General features: G+C 58.3%; 17 protein-coding genes. 11 read left to right on the top strand and 6 right to left on the bottom strand.

Going from position 1 to position 18,394, the window contains the following annotated elements; genetic code table 11:
* Positions 1-461 precede the first annotated feature (461 nt).
* Positions 462-1,718 (top strand): NADP-dependent isocitrate dehydrogenase, encoded by a 1,257-nt coding sequence (gene icd / locus AC3I0A_RS17410; RefSeq protein WP_489373389.1) that lies wholly within the window; start codon positions 462-464, stop codon positions 1,716-1,718.
* 81 nt (positions 1,719-1,799) lie between these two features.
* Here the strand turns inward: icd and cspD are convergent, their stop codons facing one another.
* Positions 1,800-2,057, bottom strand: a complete 258-nt coding sequence (cspD, locus tag AC3I0A_RS17405) for a cold shock domain-containing protein CspD (protein WP_489373387.1) — start codon at positions 2,055-2,057, stop codon at positions 1,800-1,802.
* 225 nt (positions 2,058-2,282) lie between these two features.
* Between cspD and clpS the strand changes: the two genes are divergently transcribed.
* Together clpS and clpA are read left to right on the top strand one after the other, a co-directional pair.
* Complete coding sequence (clpS, locus tag AC3I0A_RS17400) at positions 2,283-2,645, top strand: ATP-dependent Clp protease adapter ClpS (RefSeq protein WP_015094394.1); 363 nt, start codon at positions 2,283-2,285, stop codon at positions 2,643-2,645.
* 29 nt (positions 2,646-2,674) lie between these two features.
* A complete protein-coding gene (gene clpA / locus AC3I0A_RS17395) occupies positions 2,675-4,945 on the top strand; it encodes an ATP-dependent Clp protease ATP-binding subunit ClpA (protein WP_489373386.1) in 2,271 nt (756 codons plus the stop codon).
* Between the two features lie 292 nt (positions 4,946-5,237).
* On the opposite strand, the gene AC3I0A_RS17390 is transcribed toward clpA, so the two are convergent.
* Positions 5,238-6,766 (bottom strand): IS3 family transposase gene (locus AC3I0A_RS17390; protein ID WP_489373385.1). Its coding sequence is split into 2 segments (ribosomal slippage): positions 5,238-6,325 and positions 6,325-6,766, totalling 1,530 coding nucleotides; the frame shifts between segments, so codons are not numbered across the junction.
* Between the two features lie 243 nt (positions 6,767-7,009).
* Between AC3I0A_RS17390 and AC3I0A_RS17385 the strand changes: the two genes are divergently transcribed.
* Entirely contained in the window at positions 7,010-7,309 is a 300-nt protein-coding gene (locus AC3I0A_RS17385; protein ID WP_489373383.1) for a hypothetical protein, read from the top strand.
* 329 nt (positions 7,310-7,638) lie between these two features.
* Here AC3I0A_RS17385 and infA read toward each other — a convergent pair whose 3' ends face one another.
* The 4 genes from infA to trxB form a co-directional block, all read right to left on the bottom strand.
* Positions 7,639-7,857, bottom strand: a complete 219-nt coding sequence (gene infA, locus AC3I0A_RS17380) for a translation initiation factor IF-1 (RefSeq protein ID WP_002553999.1) — start codon at positions 7,855-7,857, stop codon at positions 7,639-7,641.
* 100 nt (positions 7,858-7,957) lie between these two features.
* On the bottom strand, positions 7,958-8,665 hold the full coding sequence (locus tag AC3I0A_RS17375) for an arginyltransferase (RefSeq protein WP_489373381.1): 708 nt from the start codon (positions 8,663-8,665) through the stop codon (positions 7,958-7,960).
* A 55-nt stretch (positions 8,666-8,720) separates the two neighbouring features.
* A complete protein-coding gene (gene aat / locus AC3I0A_RS17370; protein ID WP_489373380.1) occupies positions 8,721-9,401 on the bottom strand; it encodes a leucyl/phenylalanyl-tRNA--protein transferase in 681 nt (226 codons plus the stop codon).
* 67 nt (positions 9,402-9,468) lie between these two features.
* Complete coding sequence (gene trxB, locus AC3I0A_RS17365; protein WP_489373379.1) at positions 9,469-10,419, bottom strand: thioredoxin-disulfide reductase; 951 nt, start codon at positions 10,417-10,419, stop codon at positions 9,469-9,471.
* Positions 10,420-10,457: 38 nt separating this feature from the next.
* Here trxB and AC3I0A_RS17360 point away from each other — a divergent pair, with 38 nt between their 5' ends.
* From AC3I0A_RS17360 to cysG, 7 genes are all read left to right on the top strand, one after another.
* Positions 10,458-10,739 (top strand): hypothetical protein, encoded by a 282-nt coding sequence (locus tag AC3I0A_RS17360; protein WP_489373377.1) that lies wholly within the window; start codon positions 10,458-10,460, stop codon positions 10,737-10,739.
* Positions 10,714-13,119: a DNA translocase FtsK gene (gene ftsK, locus AC3I0A_RS17355; RefSeq protein WP_489373376.1), complete on the top strand. Its 2,406-nt coding sequence runs from the start codon at positions 10,714-10,716 to the stop codon at positions 13,117-13,119. The genes AC3I0A_RS17360 and ftsK overlap by 26 nt, the downstream gene beginning before the upstream one ends.
* A 68-nt stretch (positions 13,120-13,187) precedes the next feature.
* Complete coding sequence (lolA, locus tag AC3I0A_RS17350) at positions 13,188-13,811, top strand: outer membrane lipoprotein periplasmic chaperone LolA (protein WP_489373374.1); 624 nt, start codon at positions 13,188-13,190, stop codon at positions 13,809-13,811.
* Between the two features lie 150 nt (positions 13,812-13,961).
* Entirely contained in the window at positions 13,962-15,287 is a 1,326-nt protein-coding gene (locus AC3I0A_RS17345; protein ID WP_489373372.1) for a replication-associated recombination protein A, read from the top strand.
* Entirely contained in the window at positions 15,284-15,658 is a 375-nt protein-coding gene (gene crcB / locus AC3I0A_RS17340; RefSeq protein WP_489373371.1) for a fluoride efflux transporter CrcB, read from the top strand. The genes AC3I0A_RS17345 and crcB overlap by 4 nt, the downstream gene beginning before the upstream one ends.
* Before the next feature lie 15 nt (positions 15,659-15,673).
* Positions 15,674-16,954 (top strand): serine--tRNA ligase, encoded by a 1,281-nt coding sequence (gene serS, locus AC3I0A_RS17335; RefSeq protein WP_489373370.1) that lies wholly within the window; start codon positions 15,674-15,676, stop codon positions 16,952-16,954.
* Entirely contained in the window at positions 16,955-18,349 is a 1,395-nt protein-coding gene (gene cysG / locus AC3I0A_RS17330; protein ID WP_489373368.1) for a siroheme synthase CysG, read from the top strand.
* Positions 18,350-18,394: the final 45 nt, after the last annotated feature.

The following is an 18,394-nucleotide window of genomic DNA, read 5'->3' as shown; positions in this document are numbered from 1 at the left end:
GCTCGGAATCTCGAGATGCGCGGGGTGGGCGCTTTCGTTCAAAGTCATCCCTGAGCCGAAAGTCGAGGTTTCTTCGCGGTGATGTTAGGTGCATCAGTCGAGCGTCGGACGGCCGGGTCGCGGTAACAGCCCGGCGTTTTCAGGCTTGAAAGTCTCATTCCAGACCGGTCAGCCGGTGTGACTCGGTGGTCACCGGCGCATTATACATAGGTCTTTAGTGTTGCGACGATAGGTCGCGTATTCAAAGCGAGGTTCTTTGGTCTAAAGGATCGCGCCGGGGCGGCGCCGTACACTGATCGGATTAGTCCTGACTTTGTCGGTTTTCCCTTTGCTTTCAGGCTTGTAGGCCGCAAAGAGTATAGGTTTTGGCCTGGATGTATGGAACATAAGGTTCCCGTCCAGATTCAACTGGGTTACGCTCCAGCGCAGCCAGATGTTCAATCCACACAACGGAGTTCAGCATGGGATACAAGAAGATTCAGGTTCCAGCCGTCGGCGACAAAATCACCGTCAATGCAGACCATTCTCTCAATGTTCCTAATAACCCGATCATCCCTTTCATCGAAGGTGATGGTATTGGCGTCGATATCAGCCCGGTCATGATCAAGGTTGTCGATGCTGCTGTTAAGAAAGCTTACGGCGGCGATCGCAAAATCTCCTGGATGGAAGTCTATGCCGGCGAGAAGGCCACCCAGGTCTACGACCAGGACACCTGGCTGCCTCAGGAAACTCTGGACGCTGTCAAAGACTACGTCGTTTCCATCAAAGGCCCGCTGACCACGCCAGTCGGCGGCGGCATCCGTTCCCTGAACGTTGCCCTGCGTCAGCAGCTGGACCTGTACGTTTGCCTGCGTCCGGTACGCTGGTTCGAAGGCGTGCCTAGCCCGGTCAAGAAGCCAGGCGACGTCGACATGACAATCTTCCGTGAAAACTCGGAAGACATTTATGCCGGTATCGAGTGGAAAGCCGGTTCGCCGGAAGCGACCAAGGTCATCAAGTTCCTGAAAGAAGAAATGGGTGTCACCAAAATCCGTTTCGACGAAAACTGCGGTATCGGCGTCAAGCCGGTCTCGCTGCAGGGCACCAAGCGTCTGGCCCGCAAGGCTCTGCAGTACGTTGTCGATAACGACCGCGACTCGCTGACCATCGTGCACAAAGGCAACATCATGAAGTTCACCGAAGGTGCCTTCAAGGAGTGGGCCTACGAAGTGGCAGCTGAAGAGTTCGGTGCGACCCTGCTCGATGGCGGCCCCTGGATGCAGTTCAAGAACCCTAAAACCGGCAAGAACGTCATCGTCAAAGATGCCATCGCCGACGCCATGCTTCAGCAGATCCTGCTGCGCCCGGCTGAATACGATGTGATCGCGACCCTGAACCTGAACGGTGACTACCTGTCCGACGCCCTGGCGGCCGAAGTCGGCGGTATCGGTATCGCGCCAGGTGCGAACCTGTCCGACACCATCGCCATGTTCGAAGCCACCCACGGTACGGCTCCAAAGTACGCCGGCAAAGACCAGGTGAACCCGGGTTCGCTGATCCTGTCGGCTGAAATGATGTTGCGCCACATGGGCTGGACCGAAGCGGCTGACCTGATCATCAAAGGCACCAATGGCGCTATCTCGGCCAAGACCGTGACCTATGACTTCGAACGTCTGATGGACGGCGCCACGCTGCTGTCTTCTTCCGCGTTCGGCGATGCGCTGATCTCTCACATGTGAGCTGATCCGCGTTAAGCAAAAACCGGCCGACTCAAAATAATCGAGTCGGCCGGTTTTTTTATGACTGAGTGTTGGGCGCAGTCAGTTTAATGCGGTTTCGTGGAGAGGGGGGAGGGCAGCCGCAGCGGTCTGGGTTTTGACCGAGTTGATTTTGACGGCATGCAGGCCTTTAGGGCCCTGGATGATTTCAAAACTCACGGCCTGACCGGCTTTCAGGGTTTTGTAGCCTTCCATCTCGATGGCCGAGTAATGGGCAAACAGGTCTTCGTCCTTGTCGTCTTCGTTGATGAACCCATATCCCTTGGCATTGTTGAACCACTTGACCTTGCCGCTTGCCATACACATATCCCTCTGCAACAGACTCCATCACTGGAGTATCATCCAGTTCATCAGCACCCGAACCAGGAAATCTGGTTGACTGTGCGGACGTTTATTACCCACTGTGGGCTCTATTGGTTGTAACACCGTTTTGCCATTAGTCAAGGTGACCGGGCAGTCAGGGTTGAAATCCGGCCTGAGCGCCCCCACCACTGTATTTGTTCAACTAAACGAACCTTTCTTTCCATGCATGCAATCAGCCAGATTCGACTAACATTCAATCAGGATCGTCCTGATTTACACGATGACGATTCCGCGGGCATTGCTGTACAGGAGGCTAAGCCCGCCTTGCAGGCACCGCCGATGTACAAGGTGGTTTTGTTCAACGATGACTACACACCGATGGATTTCGTCGTCGAAGTGCTCGAGGTGTTTTTTAACCTGAATCGAGAGTTGGCGACCAAGGTAATGCTGGCCGTTCATACAGAAGGACGGGCAGTATGTGGAGTGTTTACCCGCGACATCGCCGAGACCAAGGCCATGCAGGTCAACCAGTACGCCAGGGAAAGCCAGCATCCGCTACTCTGTGAAATCGAGAAGGACGGTTAACGCCGACCACTTGGGTATGAGGTGAAGCTATGTTAAACCGCGAGCTCGAAGTCACCCTCAATCTCGCCTTCAAGGAGGCCCGCTCGAAACGTCATGAATTCATGACCGTCGAGCACCTTCTGTTGGCTCTTTTGGATAATGAGGCAGCCGCTACCGTTCTGCGTGCCTGCGGCGCAAACCTCGACAAACTCAAGCATGACCTGCAGGAGTTCATCGACTCCACCACGCCATTGATCCCTGTCCATGACGAGGATCGCGAAACCCAGCCAACCCTGGGTTTCCAGCGTGTACTGCAACGTGCTGTCTTTCACGTACAGAGCTCGGGCAAACGCGAAGTGACTGGCGCCAACGTGCTGGTCGCAATCTTCAGTGAGCAAGAGAGTCAGGCGGTGTTCCTGCTGAAACAGCAGAGCGTTGCGCGCATCGATGTCGTCAACTACATCGCTCATGGCATCTCGAAAGTGCCAGGGCATGGCGATCACTCTGAAGGTGAGCAAGATATGCAGGACGACGAGGGCGGTGAGTCTTCTTCTTCAGGCAATCCTCTGGATGCTTATGCCAGCAACCTCAACGAGCTCGCGCGCCAGGGTCGAATAGACCCGCTGGTCGGCCGGGAGCTGGAAGTCGAGCGGGTCGCGCAGATTCTGGCGCGTCGACGCAAAAACAATCCGCTGCTGGTGGGTGAGGCGGGCGTGGGTAAAACCGCGATCGCCGAAGGTCTGGCCAAACGCATCGTCGACAATCAGGTACCTGATCTGTTGGCTAACAGCGTCGTCTACTCCCTGGATCTGGGGGCGTTGCTGGCCGGTACCAAATACCGCGGCGATTTCGAGAAGCGCTTCAAGGCGCTGCTCAATGAATTGAAGAAACGTCCGCAGGCGATCCTGTTCATCGACGAAATCCACACCATCATCGGGGCCGGTGCGGCTTCCGGTGGCGTCATGGATGCCTCGAACCTGCTCAAGCCGTTGCTGTCTTCGGGTGATATCCGTTGCATCGGCTCGACCACCTTCCAGGAATTCCGTGGCATCTTCGAGAAGGATCGTGCGCTGGCTCGTCGCTTCCAGAAAGTCGATGTGTCCGAACCTTCGGTAGAAGACACCATTGGCATTCTCAGAGGTCTCAAGGGGCGCTTCGAGGTGCATCACGGTATCGAATACAGTGATGAGGCGTTGCGTGCCGCTGCCGAGCTTGCGTCGCGCTACATCAATGATCGGCACATGCCGGACAAGGCGATCGACGTCATCGACGAGGCGGGTGCCTATCAGCGCCTGCAGCCGATCGAGAAGCGTGTGAAGCGCATCGAGGTGGCTCAGGTCGAGGATATCGTCGCGAAGATTGCGCGGATTCCGCCAAAACACGTCACCAGCTCCGACAAAGAACTGCTGCGTAACCTTGAGCGTGATCTGAAGCTGACCGTGTTTGGCCAGGATGCGGCGATCGACTCCTTGTCGACGGCGATCAAGCTGTCCCGTGCCGGCTTGAAGTCGCCTGACAAACCAGTGGGTTCGTTCCTGTTCGCCGGCCCTACGGGTGTCGGTAAAACCGAGGCCGCACGGCAACTGGCCAAGGCGCTGGGGATCGAACTGGTGCGCTTCGATATGTCCGAGTACATGGAGCGCCACACCGTTTCCCGTTTGATCGGTGCACCTCCTGGCTACGTGGGCTTCGATCAGGGCGGTCTGCTGACCGAGGCGATCACCAAGCAGCCTCACTGCGTGCTGTTGCTCGATGAAATCGAGAAAGCGCATCCGGAAGTCTTCAACCTGCTGCTGCAGGTCATGGACCACGGTACGCTGACCGATAACAACGGGCGCAAGGCAGACTTCCGCAACGTGATCATCATCATGACCACCAACGCCGGTGCCGAAACTGCAGCGCGAGCTTCGATCGGTTTCACCTATCAGGATCACTCTTCCGATGCGATGGAAGCGATCAAGAAGAGCTTCACGCCGGAATTCCGTAACCGTCTGGACACCATTATCCAGTTTGGTCGCCTCAGTCATGAGGTCATCAAAAGCGTGGTGGACAAGTTCCTTACCGAACTTCAGGCGCAACTGGAAGACAAGCGTGTGCTGCTCGAGGTGACCGATGCTGCGCGCGGTTGGCTGGCGGCGGGTGGTTACGATGTGCTGATGGGTGCGCGACCAATGGCTCGCTTGATTCAGGACAAGATCAAGCGTCCGCTGGCCGAGGAGATTCTCTTTGGCGAACTGGCCGAGCATGGTGGTGTGGTACACATCGACCTCAAGGACGGCGAGTTGACCTTCGAGTTCGAGACCACTGCAGAGATGGCTTGATGTAGTGTTGCTGCTGTAAAGCGAAAGGCGCCGAAAGGCGCCTTTTTGCTGCGTGCGAGATTGTGGGAGCTGGCTTGCCCGCGAAGGCGGCCTTACAGGCTCTTGCGGATGTACCCAAATCAAATGTGGGAGCTGGCTTGCCTGCGAAGGCGGCCTGACAGCCGACCTGTCTCTTGCGGGTGTACATATCCATTTCTGCGGTAACGGCCACTTAGGGTTTCGCCCTTACGGCGAGGCCCTTTTGGCAAACGCGGTACGTGTCAAGGTACCTGTCGCCTTGGTACTGCTGCGGCTAACCCATTGCGCCCTTAACTTCAGGGCGTTCGGGGTTCAAATACACCGCATCTGCCAATTTCCAGTTGCGTGTCCTGGTACTCCAGCGGCTCGGATTGACCTCCCTGGCATCTTCATAAAGCGCTGCTCTGGCCTGTAATAGAGCTGTTGCTTTGCCTTCGTGGCGCTCGTTCGGCGTCACGTATTTCAAGGCACTATGACGATGATCTTCGTTGTACCACTCGATAAATTTTTGCACCCAAAGCCTTGCTTGCGTGACCGTATCAAACGGCTGGTCCGGCCAGAGTGGGCAGTACTTTGCGGTACGAAAAAGTGCTTCGGCGTACGCATTGTCATTGCTCACGCGCGGTCGGCTAAATGACGGCTCTACGCCTAGCGAAACCATGCTTTCACGCAGAAGAGAGCCTCTCATGACGTGGCCATTGTCCGAGTGCAGCACCAATGGACGACCGGCCGTGTGTTCGCGCAAACATCCCTTTTCGAGTAGTTCGCACGCATGCTCAGCGCACTCCACCTCATGCACTTCATTGGCTACTAGCTTGCGGCTGTAGATGTCCTTGACCATGTACCAGTAGAAAAAACGGCCTTTGACGGTGCTAGGCAACCAGGTGATATCCCAGCACCACACCTGATTGGGACCGTCAGCACGATGTGTCGTCAGTACCCTGCGTTTGGGCGCTTTGGCCCTACCACGGCGAACGTTTTGATTCGCAGCTTTTAACACGCGATAGAACGTCGACTCCGACGCCAGATAGATGCCCTCATCTGCCAGCTTGGGAACAATTTGGTGTGGCGTGAGGCTGGCATAGCCAGCCTGATTGGCGGCATCGAGCACCGCCTGGCGCTCCGCCTCACTGAGCTTGTTCGACGGAGCTGCCCGCTGAGCCAGCAGACGCCTGTCGCAGTCGGTGTGTTGCCAACGTTGAACCGTGCGCAGGCTCAGCCCCAGTTCATTGCACGCCCGATATCGACGAGCCCCACTCAGCACCGCTTCAGCAATCAACTTCATGGCTTGCATACGATCGGGGGCGCTGATCAATCTTCCTTGTCCTTGCCCCAAATCGCATTGGCTTTTTTTCTGAGTTCCAGCAAAGCCTCCGCTTCGGCACGTCCAGCATCGGATTGGATCAACTGACGCTCCAGCTCTTTGATCCGTCGCTGCTCGGCAGTTTTCTCTGCGCTGGGCTTCAGATCAGCGAGGGTATTGGCGTTTTGGCAGGCCTCGCGCCACTGCTGGATTTGCTCAGGATAAATGCCCTTGATTCGGCAATATTGAGAAATCTCCACCTCGCTCAGCGGTGCGGTTTCCATGACGGCATTGAATTTATCGGCGCTGGACCATTGATCACTGGTCTTCCCGTTTCCGGGCACGATCAAACCGTTATCTCTAGCCATTTGCCTCCAATTACGCAGTGCCTGTGGCGTGACATTGAGTGCAACAGCGAGGTCCGCCACTGAACGATTGAGGGGCGGCATCATTTGCTGTACGGCCCAGTCTTTGAAGTCGTCGGTGTAACGTTTAGACATTGCTATGCACCTTCGCCCCCTTGAATGAATGAGTCAATCAACAAGGGCGACAGGTAGCCTGACACGGAGGGAACGCCACAAAAGGACCCAAAAAGGCTTGCCCCAAGCGTTCGGCACCTCGCCAAGGCTCGGCGTTCCCTCGCTCCGGTGTCCATCAGGGGGCATCGCCCTCCGGTCTGCTGCGCGACGACCTCCATGCGATGTCCTCGGCTTCGCCGAGGGGCGCTGCGCGCCAGTCCCCTGATGAACACCTCCACTCGGCCTGCCGAAGGGGCGGGTAGATCAAAAGCCAAAGCCAAAGCAACAGCAGATCAACAGCAGATCAACAGCAGATCAACAGCAGATCAACAGCAGATCAACAGCAGATCAACAGCAGATCAACAGCAGATCAACAGCTTCGCTGGCAAGCCAGCTCAGGGGAACGCGCGTTTGTGGTCAGGCCGGCCGGTCGGCCGCCTCGCTTTTGATCTTGATACACCGCCCCCTCGAGAGGCCGAGCGCAGGTTCTGCGCAGTGGGCAACCCGGCATGGATGCCGGGTTAGCCGCGCACGGCCATGGATGGCCGATCGCGGCGGGCCCACGGAGCAGGACCGGAGCGAGGGCATGCCGAGCCTAGGCGAGGCACCGAACGAAAGGGGCAAAAGCCCTTGGTTACTTGGGGCTTTTCCAAGTGACCCGCCGTCAGGGCGGAACCCTAAGTAGCCGTTACCGCAGGAATGGATATGTACACGAGCCAGGCCGGCTGTCAGGCCGCCTTCGCAGGCAAGCCTGCTCCCACACTTGATCTGTGTACATCCGCAAGAGGCAGGTGAGGGTTAAAACGGACAAACAAAAACGCCCGGCATAAGCCGGGCGTTTTGTATTGACTTGCTTAACGAGCGCGGTAAGTGATGCGCCCTTTGCTCAAGTCATAGGGCGTCAGCTCGACGCGCACTTTGTCACCGGTAAGAATACGAATGTAGTTCTTGCGCATCTTGCCGGAGATATGCGCGGTTACGACGTGCCCATTTTCCAACTCCACACGAAACATGGTGTTGGGCAGGGTGTCGACGACAGTGCCTTCCATTTCGAAGCTGTCTTCTTTCGACATGCAGTAAAGCCCTCGGTATCCAATGAATGGCCCGGTGCAACTGCGCCAGGCAAAAGCGGCGTGCATTGTGCCCGAAAAATGGGGTTTAAGCCAAGGGCTTCTAGTTCAAGGTGACCCATCTCTGGTTAATGAGCAGCTCGATTGGGCGATATTGGGTCTTGTAGCTCATTTTTTTGCAATTTTTTATCCAATACCCAAGGTAGACGGCGTCCAGCCCCAGGCGCCGGGCCTCGCCAATTTGCCAGAGAATCGCATAACGACCCAAGCTGCGGCGTTCTTCCTCGGGGTCGTAGAAGGTGTAGACCGCCGATAAGCCGTTGGGCAGCAGATCGGTGACGGCTAGCGCCAGCAGGCGCCCTTCAAGACGGAACTCATAGAATCGCGAGAACGGCAGGTCGCGGACCAAAAAGGTTGAAAACTGGTCGCGACTGGGTGGATACATATCGCCATCAGCATGCCGCTGCTCGATATAGCGCTGGTAAAGGTCGAAATACTCTTCGCTGTAATCGGGTTTCGCAGGCTGGACCTGCAAATCGGCATTGCGTTTGAAGATGCGTTTCTGCTGACGGTCAGGCAGAAATCGCGCCACGGGAATTCGCGCCGGAACACAGGCATTGCAGTTTTGGCAATGCGGCCGGTAAAGATGGTCGCCACTGCGACGGAAACCCATTTCCGACAGATCTGCGTAGACATGCACATCCATGGGCTGACTAGGGTCGAGGAACAGCGTGGTGGCCTGTTCTTCGGGCAGATAGCTGCAAGAGTGGGGCTGAGTGGCATAAAACTTCAAGCGCGCCAACTCGGTCATGATCAACCCTCGGGGTAAGCTTTTGTTAATTGTAAGCCAGGCTGGGAAAAGTCGCCTAGGAAACCCAGGTGGCCGTGTTCGGTTGATCGAGATGTTGCTGCAAGTAGCTGGCAAAACGGCTGCGCGGTATGGCGCGAGCACCCAGGCTGTGCAGATGGTCGGTAGGCATCTGGCAGTCGATCAGCACGAAACCCCATTGCTGGAGGTGTTTGACCAGTGTCGCGAAACCGAACTTCGAGGCGTTGTCGGCACGACTGAACATGGATTCGCCGAAAAACAGTTGCCCCATCGCCAGTCCGTAGAGCCCGCCGACCAGAACACCTTGATCCCAGACCTCGACCGAGTGCGCGTAGCCTCGCTGATGCAATTGCAGGTAAGCGGTCTGCATGGCATCGGTGATCCAGGTGCCGTCGGCATACTCGCGCGGAGCGGCGCACGCCCGGATCACCGAGGCGAAATCGCGATCGAAGGTCACCTCGTAGCGCTGCTGGCGGAGCAGCTTGTTCAGGCTGCGGGAGACATGCAGTTCATCTGGAAACAACACGGTGCGCGGATCGGGCGACCACCAGAGAATCGGCTGGCCTTCCGAGAACCATGGAAAGCAGCCATGGCGGTAGGCCTGAATCAAGCGGTCGGCGGACAGATCGCCACCCGCGGCGAGCAAGCCATTGGGATCGTGCATGGCTTTTTCCAATGGCGGGAAAGTCAGGCTATTGCGTTGTAACCAGGTCAGCATGGCATTCAGACTTACAGAAGGGGAGGGCGATGGCGGGTCATTGGCCCGCCGCGAGGCGCTGGATAATTTAGTTGTCGTCGAGGTACTTCTCGGCGTCCAGTGCCGCCATGCAGCCGGCTCCGGCGGAAGTAACAGCCTGGCGGTAGACATGATCGGCAACGTCGCCGGCCGCGAAAACCCCGGCAATGCCGGTTGCAGTGGCATCGCCTTCGCTGCCGCCCTTGATCAACAGGTAGCCGTTGCGCATTTCCAGTTGACCCTGGAACAGGTCGGTGTTGGGTTTGTGACCGATGGCAATGAATACGCCGGTCAACTCCAGGTCCCTGGTCGCGCCCGTAAGGCTATCGCGCAGGCGGGCGCCGGTTACGCCGCTGGCATCGCCCAGCACCTCGTCGAGGTTCTGGTTCCAGTGCAGGCGGATATTGCCGTTGGCGGCCTTTTCGAAGAGTTTGTCCTGAAGGATTTTCTCCGCGCGCAGTTTGTCGCGTCGGTGAACCAGATGGACTTCCCTGGCAATATTGGACAGATAAAGCGCTTCTTCCACGGCGGTGTTGCCGCCGCCGATGACCGCGACCACTTGATTGCGGTAGAAGAAACCGTCACAGGTTGCGCAGGCAGAGACGCCTTTACCGGCAAAGGCTTCTTCGGAAGGTAGGCCGACGTATTGCGCAGAGGCACCGGTCGCAATAATCAGCGCGTCGCAGGTATAAGTGCCGTTATCGCCGGTGAGGATAAACGGGCGCTGCTGCAACTCTGCGGTATGGATGTGGTCGTAGACGATCCCGGTGTCGAAACGCTCGGCATGCTTTTGCATGCGCTCCATCAGCACCGGGCCGGTCAGGCCTTCCACGTCGCCGGGCCAGTTGTCGACTTCGATGGTGGTGGTCAGTTGACCACCGGCTTGCAGGCCGGTAATGACCGTCGGCTTGAGGTTGGCGCGAGCGGCATAAACGGCGGCGCTGTAACCGGCAGGGCCTGAACCCAGGATAATCAGGCGTGAATGCTTCACTTCACTCATAAAAACACCTCATAAGCCTTTGTCACCAAAGAGAATGCATGCTCAAATTGAACCGCGTATCAGTGCTGTTGGCTATGCTACACCGAAGCCGCTCTGGCGTGGCATCGGGCGGACAAATCCGTACAATGCGGGTCTATAGCAAGATGTTCAGTCATTACGCTGTTTCAGAATCGAAGGCCAGAGTGTTAAAAGTAGCTCCAGTTGCGCTCGTTAACTTTGTTACCTGCCTGGATTGGGCAGTTTTTATAGTCAATCAACAGTTGGTCGCGCTACAGGCGCAGGAAAAGACGCGTTTTGAAGAAATCCACCGCTACACCTAAAACAGTAGTTCCGCTCTGGCGTCAGCAACTGCACTACCGGTTGAAGGAAGGTGCGCTGATTGCCATTGGAGCCTTGTGCCTGTTCCTGATGATGGCATTGTTGACATATGGCAAGGATGATCCGGGCTGGAGTCACAACAGTAAAATTGAAGATGTGCAGAACTTCGGCGGGCCTGCGGGCTCCTACAGCGCCGATATTCTGTTCATGGTGCTGGGTTACTTCGCTTATATCTTCCCGTTGCTATTGGCGATCAAGACTTGGCAGATATTCCGTCAGCGTCACGAGCCATGGCAGTGGAGTGGCTGGCTGTTTTCCTGGCGGCTGATCGGTCTGGTGTTTCTGGTGCTGTCGGGCGCTGCCCTGGCGCACATCCACTTCCATGCGCCGACCGGTTTGCCGGCAGGCGCGGGTGGGGCCCTGGGTGAAAGCCTCGGTGACCTGGCGAAGAACGCGCTGAATATCCAGGGCAGCACCCTGATGTTCATTGCGCTGTTTCTGTTCGGCCTGACGGTGTTCACCGACCTTTCGTGGTTCAAGGTCATGGACGTCACCGGCAAGATCACCCTCGATCTGCTCGAGCTGTTCCAGGGCGCGGCCAATCGCTGGTGGGCGGCGCGCAATGAGCGCAAACAGCTGGTTGCGCAACTGCGTGAAGTCGATAACCGGGTCAACGACGTGGTTGCTCCGACCGTGACCGATAAACGCGAGCAGGCCAAAGTCAAAGAGCGCTTGATCGAGCGTGAGCAGGCCCTGAGCAAGCACATGTCCGATCGCGAAAAGCAGGTTCCACCGGTGATTGCCCCAGCGCCGCCCAAAGCGCCGCCGCCAAGCAATCGCGTGGAAAAGGAAAAGCAGACGCCGCTGTTCGTCGACAGTGCGGTCGAAGGCACCTTGCCGCCGATCTCGATTCTCGACCCGGCGGAAAAGAAACAACTCAACTATTCCCCTGAGTCTCTGGCTGCGGTCGGCCACTTGCTGGAAATCAAGCTCAAGGAATTCGGCGTCGAAGTCTCGGTCGACTCGATCCATCCGGGCCCGGTGATTACCCGTTACGAGATTCAGCCGGCCGCCGGGGTCAAGGTCAGCCGTATTTCCAACCTGGCCAAGGATCTGGCGCGTTCGCTGGCGGTGACCAGCGTGCGGGTGGTCGAAGTGATTCCCGGCAAGACCACCGTGGGTATCGAGATTCCCAACGAAGACCGGCAGATCGTGCGGTTCTCCGAAGTGCTGTCGACCCCGGAGTACGATAACTTCAAGTCTCCGGTCACTCTGGCCCTGGGCCATGATATCGGCGGTAAACCGGTCATCACTGACCTGGCAAAAATGCCGCACTTGCTTGTTGCCGGTACCACCGGTTCCGGTAAGTCGGTGGGCGTGAACGCAATGATCCTGTCGATCCTGTTCAAGTCCGGCCCGGAAGACGCCAAACTGATCATGATCGACCCGAAAATGCTCGAGCTGTCGATCTACGAAGGCATCCCGCACCTGTTGTGCCCGGTGGTGACCGACATGAAGGACGCGGCCAACGCCCTGCGCTGGAGCGTCGCCGAGATGGAGCGGCGCTACAAGCTGATGGCGAAGATGGGCGTGCGTAACCTGTCGGGCTTCAATGCCAAGGTCAAGGAAGCTCAGGACGCCGGTACGCCGTTGACTGATCCTTTGTACAAGCGCGAAAGCATTCATGACGAGGCGCCGCTGCTGGTCAAGTTACCGACCATCGTGGTCGTGGTCGACGAATTCGCCGACATGATGATGATCGTCGGCAAGAAGGTTGAAGAGCTGATTGCCCGTATCGCCCAGAAGGCCCGTGCTGCCGGTATCCACTTGATCCTCGCGACCCAGCGTCCGTCGGTTGACGTGATCACCGGTCTGATCAAGGCGAACATTCCAACGCGTATGGCGTTCCAGGTGTCGAGCAAGATCGACTCGCGGACCATCATCGATCAGGGCGGCGCCGAACAACTGCTGGGCCACGGCGACATGCTCTACATGCCGCCGGGCACCAGTCTGCCGATCCGTGTCCACGGTGCCTTCGTCTCCGATGACGAGGTTCACCGGGTGGTTGAAGCCTGGAAACTGCGTGGCGCGCCGGAATACAACGATGAGATCCTCGCCGGTGTCGAAGAGGCCGGTAGCGGCTTTGACGGCGGCGGCAGTGGCGGCGACGAAGACAGCGAATCCGATGCGCTTTACGACGAAGCGGTGCAGTTCGTTCTGGAAAGCCGTCGCGCGTCCATCTCCGCCGTTCAGCGCAAGCTGAAAATCGGTTACAACCGCGCCGCGCGCATGATCGAAGCCATGGAAATGGCCGGGGTCGTGACTTCCATGAACACCAATGGCTCCCGTGAAGTACTGGCGCCAGCCCCAATGCGCGACTGACCATTGTCTGACATAAGCGGCGTGGTGATACGCTGCTCGCACCCCCAACGAATTTAATGAGGACTCCCATGCGTCTTATCCGCATGCTGTTGCTGCCGGTACTGGCTTTAACCACGCTCTCGGCCCATGCCGATGACAAAGCGGTGGCGCGTCTGACCCAATTGCTCGAAAAGTCGCAGACGCTGACGGCGCGTTTCTCGCAGTTGACCCTCGATGGCGGTGGCACTCAGTTGCAGGAAACGACCGGTGAAATGGCTGTGCAGCGTCCAGGCCTGTTCTACTGGCATACCGATGCGCCACAAGAGCAGTTGGTGGTCTCCGATGGCAAGAAGGTTTCGCTGTGGGATCCGGACCTGGAGCAGGTCACCATCAAGAAGCTCGATCAGCGTCTGAGCCAGACCCCGGCGTTGCTGCTGTCCGGTGACGTGTCGAAAATCAGCGAGAGTTTCGAGATCAGTGCCAAGGAAGCCGGCGGCGTGATCGACTTCACCCTCAAGCCGAAAACCAAAGACACCCTGTTTGACAGCCTGCGTCTGTCGTTCCGCAACGGCATGGTCAATGACATGCAGTTGATCGACAGCGTCGGTCAGCGCACCAACATTCTGTTCACCGGCGTGAAGGCCAACGAGCCGATTCTGGCCTCCAAATTCAAGTTCGACATCCCCAAGGGTGCCGACGTGATCCAGGAATAAAGAGCAGGACCCTGTAGGAGCGAGCTTGCTCGCGAATGCGGTGTGTCAGACAACACTAATGGCGACTGACACTCTGTCTTCGCGAGCAATCGAGCGTCGACCGGCTGCTCCCACACGGCATCAGGACCCAGTGAGGTTTCATAAGTAGTGATGGACCTGTTTCGAAGTGACCCGATTGCTCAGCCCCTGGCCGCGCGCTTGCGCTCGACCAACCTGGACGAGTACGTCGGTCAGGAACACCTGCTCGCTCGCGGCAAGCCTCTGCGCGAGGCCCTCGAGCAGGGTGCCCTGCATTCGATGATTTTCTGGGGGCCGCCGGGAGTGGGTAAAACCACGCTGGCGCGCTTGCTGGCGAAAGTCTCGGACGCGCATTTCGAAACGGTCTCGGCGGTACTGGCCGGGGTCAAGGAGATCCGTCAGGCGGTAGACATTGCCAAGCAACAGGCTGGGCAATACGGCCGCCGGACCATCCTGTTCGTCGACGAAGTGCATCGCTTCAACAAGTCGCAGCAGGATGCGTTTCTGCCCTATGTCGAAGACGGTACGCTGATCTTTATCGGCGCGACGACGGAAAACCCCTCCTTCGAGTTGAACAACGCACTGTTGTCTCGCGCTCGCGTCTACGTCCTCAAAAGCCTCGATGAGGCAGCCCTGCACAAACTGGTGCAGCGCGCGCTGAGCGAAGAGCGCGGCCTTGGCAAGCGGCAATTGAGCCTCAGCGACGAAGGCTTCAAGATGCTGCTGTCGGCCGCCGATGGCGACGGTCGACGTTTGCTCAATCTGCTGGAGAACGCCTCCGATCTGGCCGAAGACGGCACGCAAATCGGCGTCGATCTGCTGCAAAGCCTGTTGGGTGATACCCGGCGACGTTTCGACAAGGGCGGTGAAGCCTTTTACGATCAGATCTCCGCACTGCACAAATCGGTGCGCGGCTCCAACCCGGACGGCGCGCTGTACTGGTTCGCCCGTATGCTCGATGGTGGCTGTGATCCGCTGTACCTGGCGCGGCGCGTGGTGCGCATGGCCAGTGAAGACATCGGTAACGCCGATCCGCGAGCCCTGAGCCTGTGTCTGGCGGCCTGGGAAGTTCAGGAGCGTCTGGGCAGTCCCGAAGGTGAGTTGGCGGTGGCCCAGGCCATCACCTATCTGGCCTGCGCACCCAAAAGCAATGCGGTGTACATGGGCTTCAAGGCCGCCATGCGCAGCGCTGCCGAGCATGGTTCTCTGGAAGTACCGCTGCATTTGCGCAATGCGCCGACCAAGCTGATGAAACAGCTGGGTTACGGCGACGAATACCGTTACGCCCACGATGAACCCGATGCTTACGCCGCCGGTGAGGACTATTTCCCGGACGAGCTTGAGCCGCAGCACTTCTATCAGCCAGTGCCCCGTGGCCTTGAACTGAAAATCGGCGAGAAGCTCAATCACCTTGCCGAACTGGACCGACTCAGCCCCAGACAGCGGAGAAAGCCTTGATTGCAGTGATCATTGCGGTCTCCGTGGGGGGCATCGCCGGGACTTTGTTGCGCTTTGCTACCGGTAACTGGATCAACGCTAATTGGCCGCGGCACTTCTATACCGCGACGCTGGCCGTTAATATCGTGGGCTGCCTGTTGATCGGCTTGTTGTATGGCCTGTTTATGCTGCGTCCGGAGGTGCCGATCGAGGTGCGTGCCGGATTGATAGTGGGCTTGCTTGGCGGCCTGACGACTTTTTCATCCTTTTCACTGGATACGCTGCGCTTGCTGGAAACCGGGCAAGCGCCGCTGGCCCTGGGCTATGCGGCTATCAGCGTATTCGGCGGGCTGCTCGCGACCTGGGCTGGCCTGTCCTTGACCAAACTTTGATAACGAGAGACCGACATGCTCGATTCCAAACTGTTACGTAGCAACCTTCAGGACGTAGCGGACCGCCTGGCATCCCGTGGTTTTACCCTGGATGTTGCACGCATCGAAGCGCTGGAAGAACAGCGCAAGACCGTCCAGACCCGCACCGAACACCTGCAGGCTGAACGTAATGCGCGCTCCAAATCCATCGGTCAGGCCAAGCAGCGCGGCGAAGACATCGCGCCCTTGATGGCCGACGTCGAGCGCATGGCGGGCGAGCTGCATACCGGCAAAGTCGAGCTGGACGCGATTCAGAGCGAACTGGATTCGATCCTGCTGAATATCCCGAACCTGCCCCACGAGTCCGTGCCGATTGGCGCCGATGAAGAGGCCAACCTCGAAGTGCGTCGCTGGGGCCAGCCGACTACCTTCGATTTCGAGGTCAAGGATCACGTTGCCTTGGGCGAGAAGTTCGGCTGGCTGGACTTCGAGACCGCCGCCAAGCTCTCCGGCGCGCGTTTCGCCTTGCTGCGCGGGCCGATCGCTCGTCTGCACCGCGCGCTGGCGCAGTTCATGATCAACCTGCACATCAATGAACACGGTTACGAGGAAGCCTACACCCCGTACCTGGTTCAGGCGCCGGCGCTGCAAGGCACCGGCCAATTGCCGAAGTTCGAAGAAGACCTGTTCAAGATCAGCCGCGATGGCGAAGCCGATCTGTACCTGATCCCGACCGCTGAAGTGTCGCTGACCAACATTGTGTCCGGCGAGATTCTCGATCCCAAGCTTCTGCCATTGAAGTTTGTCGCCCATACGCCGTGTTTCCGCAGTGAAGCCGGTGCGTCGGGTCGTGACACTCGCGGCATGATTCGTCAGCACCAGTTCGACAAGGTCGAGATGGTCCAGATCGTCGAGCCGAGCCAGTCGATGGAAGCGTTGGAAGGCCTCACCGGCAACGCCGAGAAGGTTCTGCAGCTGCTGGAACTGCCATATCGCGTACTGGCGTTGTGCACCGGCGACATGGGCTTCAGCGCGGTCAAGACCTATGACCTGGAAGTCTGGATCCCGAGCCAGGACAAATACCGCGAGATTTCGTCCTGCTCCAACTGCGGCGACTTCCAGGCCCGTCGTATGCAGGCCCGCTGGCGCAACCCGGAAACCGGCAAGCCTGAACTGGTTCACACCCTGAACGGTTCCGGTCTGGCAGTCGGCCGTACCCTGGTGGCAGTGCTGGAAAACTATCAGCAGGCCGACGGTTCGATCCGTGTGCCGGCCGTACTCAAACCCTACATGGGCGGCATCGAGGTCATCGGTTAAATGGAATTTCTGCCGCTGTTCCATAACCTGCGCGGCAGTCGTGTATTGGTCGTGGGTGGGGGGGAGATTGCCTTGCGCAAATCCCGCCTGCTGGCCGATGCCGGTGCGCTGCTGCGGGTGGTTGCACCCGAGATAGAAACCCAGCTGCGCGAACTGGTGCAGAGCAGTGGCGGTGAGTTGGTTCTGCGCGGTTATGCCGAGACCGACCTCGATGGTTGCGTGCTGATTATCGCGGCCACTGACGACGAACCGCTCAACGCGCAGGTTTCCAAAGATGCCCATCAGCGTTGCGTGCCCGTCAACGTGGTCGATGCTCCGGCCTTGTGCAGCGTGATTTTCCCGGCGATCGTCGACCGTTCGCCATTGGTGATTGCGGTTTCCAGTGGCGGTGATGCGCCGGTGCTGGCGCGGCTGATTCGGGCCAAACTGGAAACCTGGATTCCGTCGACCTATGGCCAGCTGGCGGGTCTGGCGGCGCGTTTTCGCACCCAGGTCAAAGGCTTGTTCCCGGATGTGCAGCAGCGTCGGGCGTTCTGGGAAGATGTTTTCCAGGGACCGATTGCCGACCGCCAACTGGCCGGGCAGGGCGCGGAAGCCGAGCGCCTGTTGTTAGCCAAAATCAATGGCACTGCGCCTGTTGCAACGGGTGAGGTCTATCTGGTCGGGGCCGGGCCGGGTGATCCGGACCTATTGACCTTCCGTGCCCTGCGGCTGATGCAACAAGCGGATGTGGTGTTGTATGACCGTCTGGTTGCTCCGGCGATTCTTGAACTGTGCCGTCGCGATGCCGACCGGGTCTACGTCGGCAAACGTCGGGCGGATCACGCAATCCCTCAGGAGCAGATCAATCAGCATTTGGTTGATCTGGCGAAGCAGGGCAAGCGGGTGTTGCGTCTCAAGGGCGGCGATCCGTTCATCTTCGGCCGTGGCGGCGAAGAGATCGAAGAACTGGCGGCCCAGGGCATTCCGTTTCAGGTCGTGCCGGGTATTACCGCGGCGAGCGGCTGTGCGGCTTATGCCGGGATTCCACTGACACATCGTGATTATGCGCAGTCGGTGCGTTTCGTGACCGGGCACCTGAAGGATGGCACCACGGATCTGCCGTGGAGCGATCTGGTCGCCCCGGCGCAGACGCTGGTGTTCTATATGGGGTTGATTGGCTTGCCGATCATCTGCAATGAACTGATCAAGCACGGTCGTTCAGCGGATACTCCAGCCGCGCTGATCCAGCAGGGCACCACCTCGAACCAACGGGTCTTTACCGGCACGCTGGCCAACCTCCCACAGCTGGTTGCCGAGCACGAAGTGCACGCGCCGACGCTGGTGATTGTCGGGGAAGTGGTGCAGCTTCGCGAGAAGCTGAAGTGGTTTGAAGGGGCTCAGTCGCAAGTCTGAAAAGCTTCGCGGGCAAGCCCGCTCCCACAGGGTTCGTGTAGTCCT

This window comes from Pseudomonas sp. KH_024_B2, assembly GCF_057839965.1.
Note: the sequence above shows the minus strand (reverse complement) of the source record. Positions and strands in the feature narration are given on the sequence as shown.

Coding starts and splice junctions, on each gene's coding strand:
- AC3I0A_RS17385 (WP_489373383.1), top strand. CDS start 7,010: ATGAACACCTCCACTCGGCCTGCCGAAGGGGCGGGTAGATCAAAAGCC.
- AC3I0A_RS17375 (WP_489373381.1), bottom strand. CDS start 8,665: ATGACCGAGTTGGCGCGCTTGAAGTTTTATGCCACTCAGCCCCACTCT.
- lolA (WP_489373374.1), top strand. CDS start 13,188: ATGCGTCTTATCCGCATGCTGTTGCTGCCGGTACTGGCTTTAACCACG.
- AC3I0A_RS17360 (WP_489373377.1), top strand. CDS start 10,458: ATGCTCAAATTGAACCGCGTATCAGTGCTGTTGGCTATGCTACACCGA.
- icd (WP_489373389.1), top strand. CDS start 462: ATGGGATACAAGAAGATTCAGGTTCCAGCCGTCGGCGACAAAATCACC.
- clpA (WP_489373386.1), top strand. CDS start 2,675: ATGTTAAACCGCGAGCTCGAAGTCACCCTCAATCTCGCCTTCAAGGAG.
- serS (WP_489373370.1), top strand. CDS start 15,674: ATGCTCGATTCCAAACTGTTACGTAGCAACCTTCAGGACGTAGCGGAC.
- clpS (WP_015094394.1), top strand. CDS start 2,283: ATGCATGCAATCAGCCAGATTCGACTAACATTCAATCAGGATCGTCCT.
- infA (WP_002553999.1), bottom strand. CDS start 7,857: ATGTCGAAAGAAGACAGCTTCGAAATGGAAGGCACTGTCGTCGACACC.
- AC3I0A_RS17345 (WP_489373372.1), top strand. CDS start 13,962: ATGGACCTGTTTCGAAGTGACCCGATTGCTCAGCCCCTGGCCGCGCGC.
- cysG (WP_489373368.1), top strand. CDS start 16,955: ATGGAATTTCTGCCGCTGTTCCATAACCTGCGCGGCAGTCGTGTATTG.
- cspD (WP_489373387.1), bottom strand. CDS start 2,057: ATGGCAAGCGGCAAGGTCAAGTGGTTCAACAATGCCAAGGGATATGGG.
- trxB (WP_489373379.1), bottom strand. CDS start 10,419: ATGAGTGAAGTGAAGCATTCACGCCTGATTATCCTGGGTTCAGGCCCT.
- aat (WP_489373380.1), bottom strand. CDS start 9,401: ATGCTGACCTGGTTACAACGCAATAGCCTGACTTTCCCGCCATTGGAA.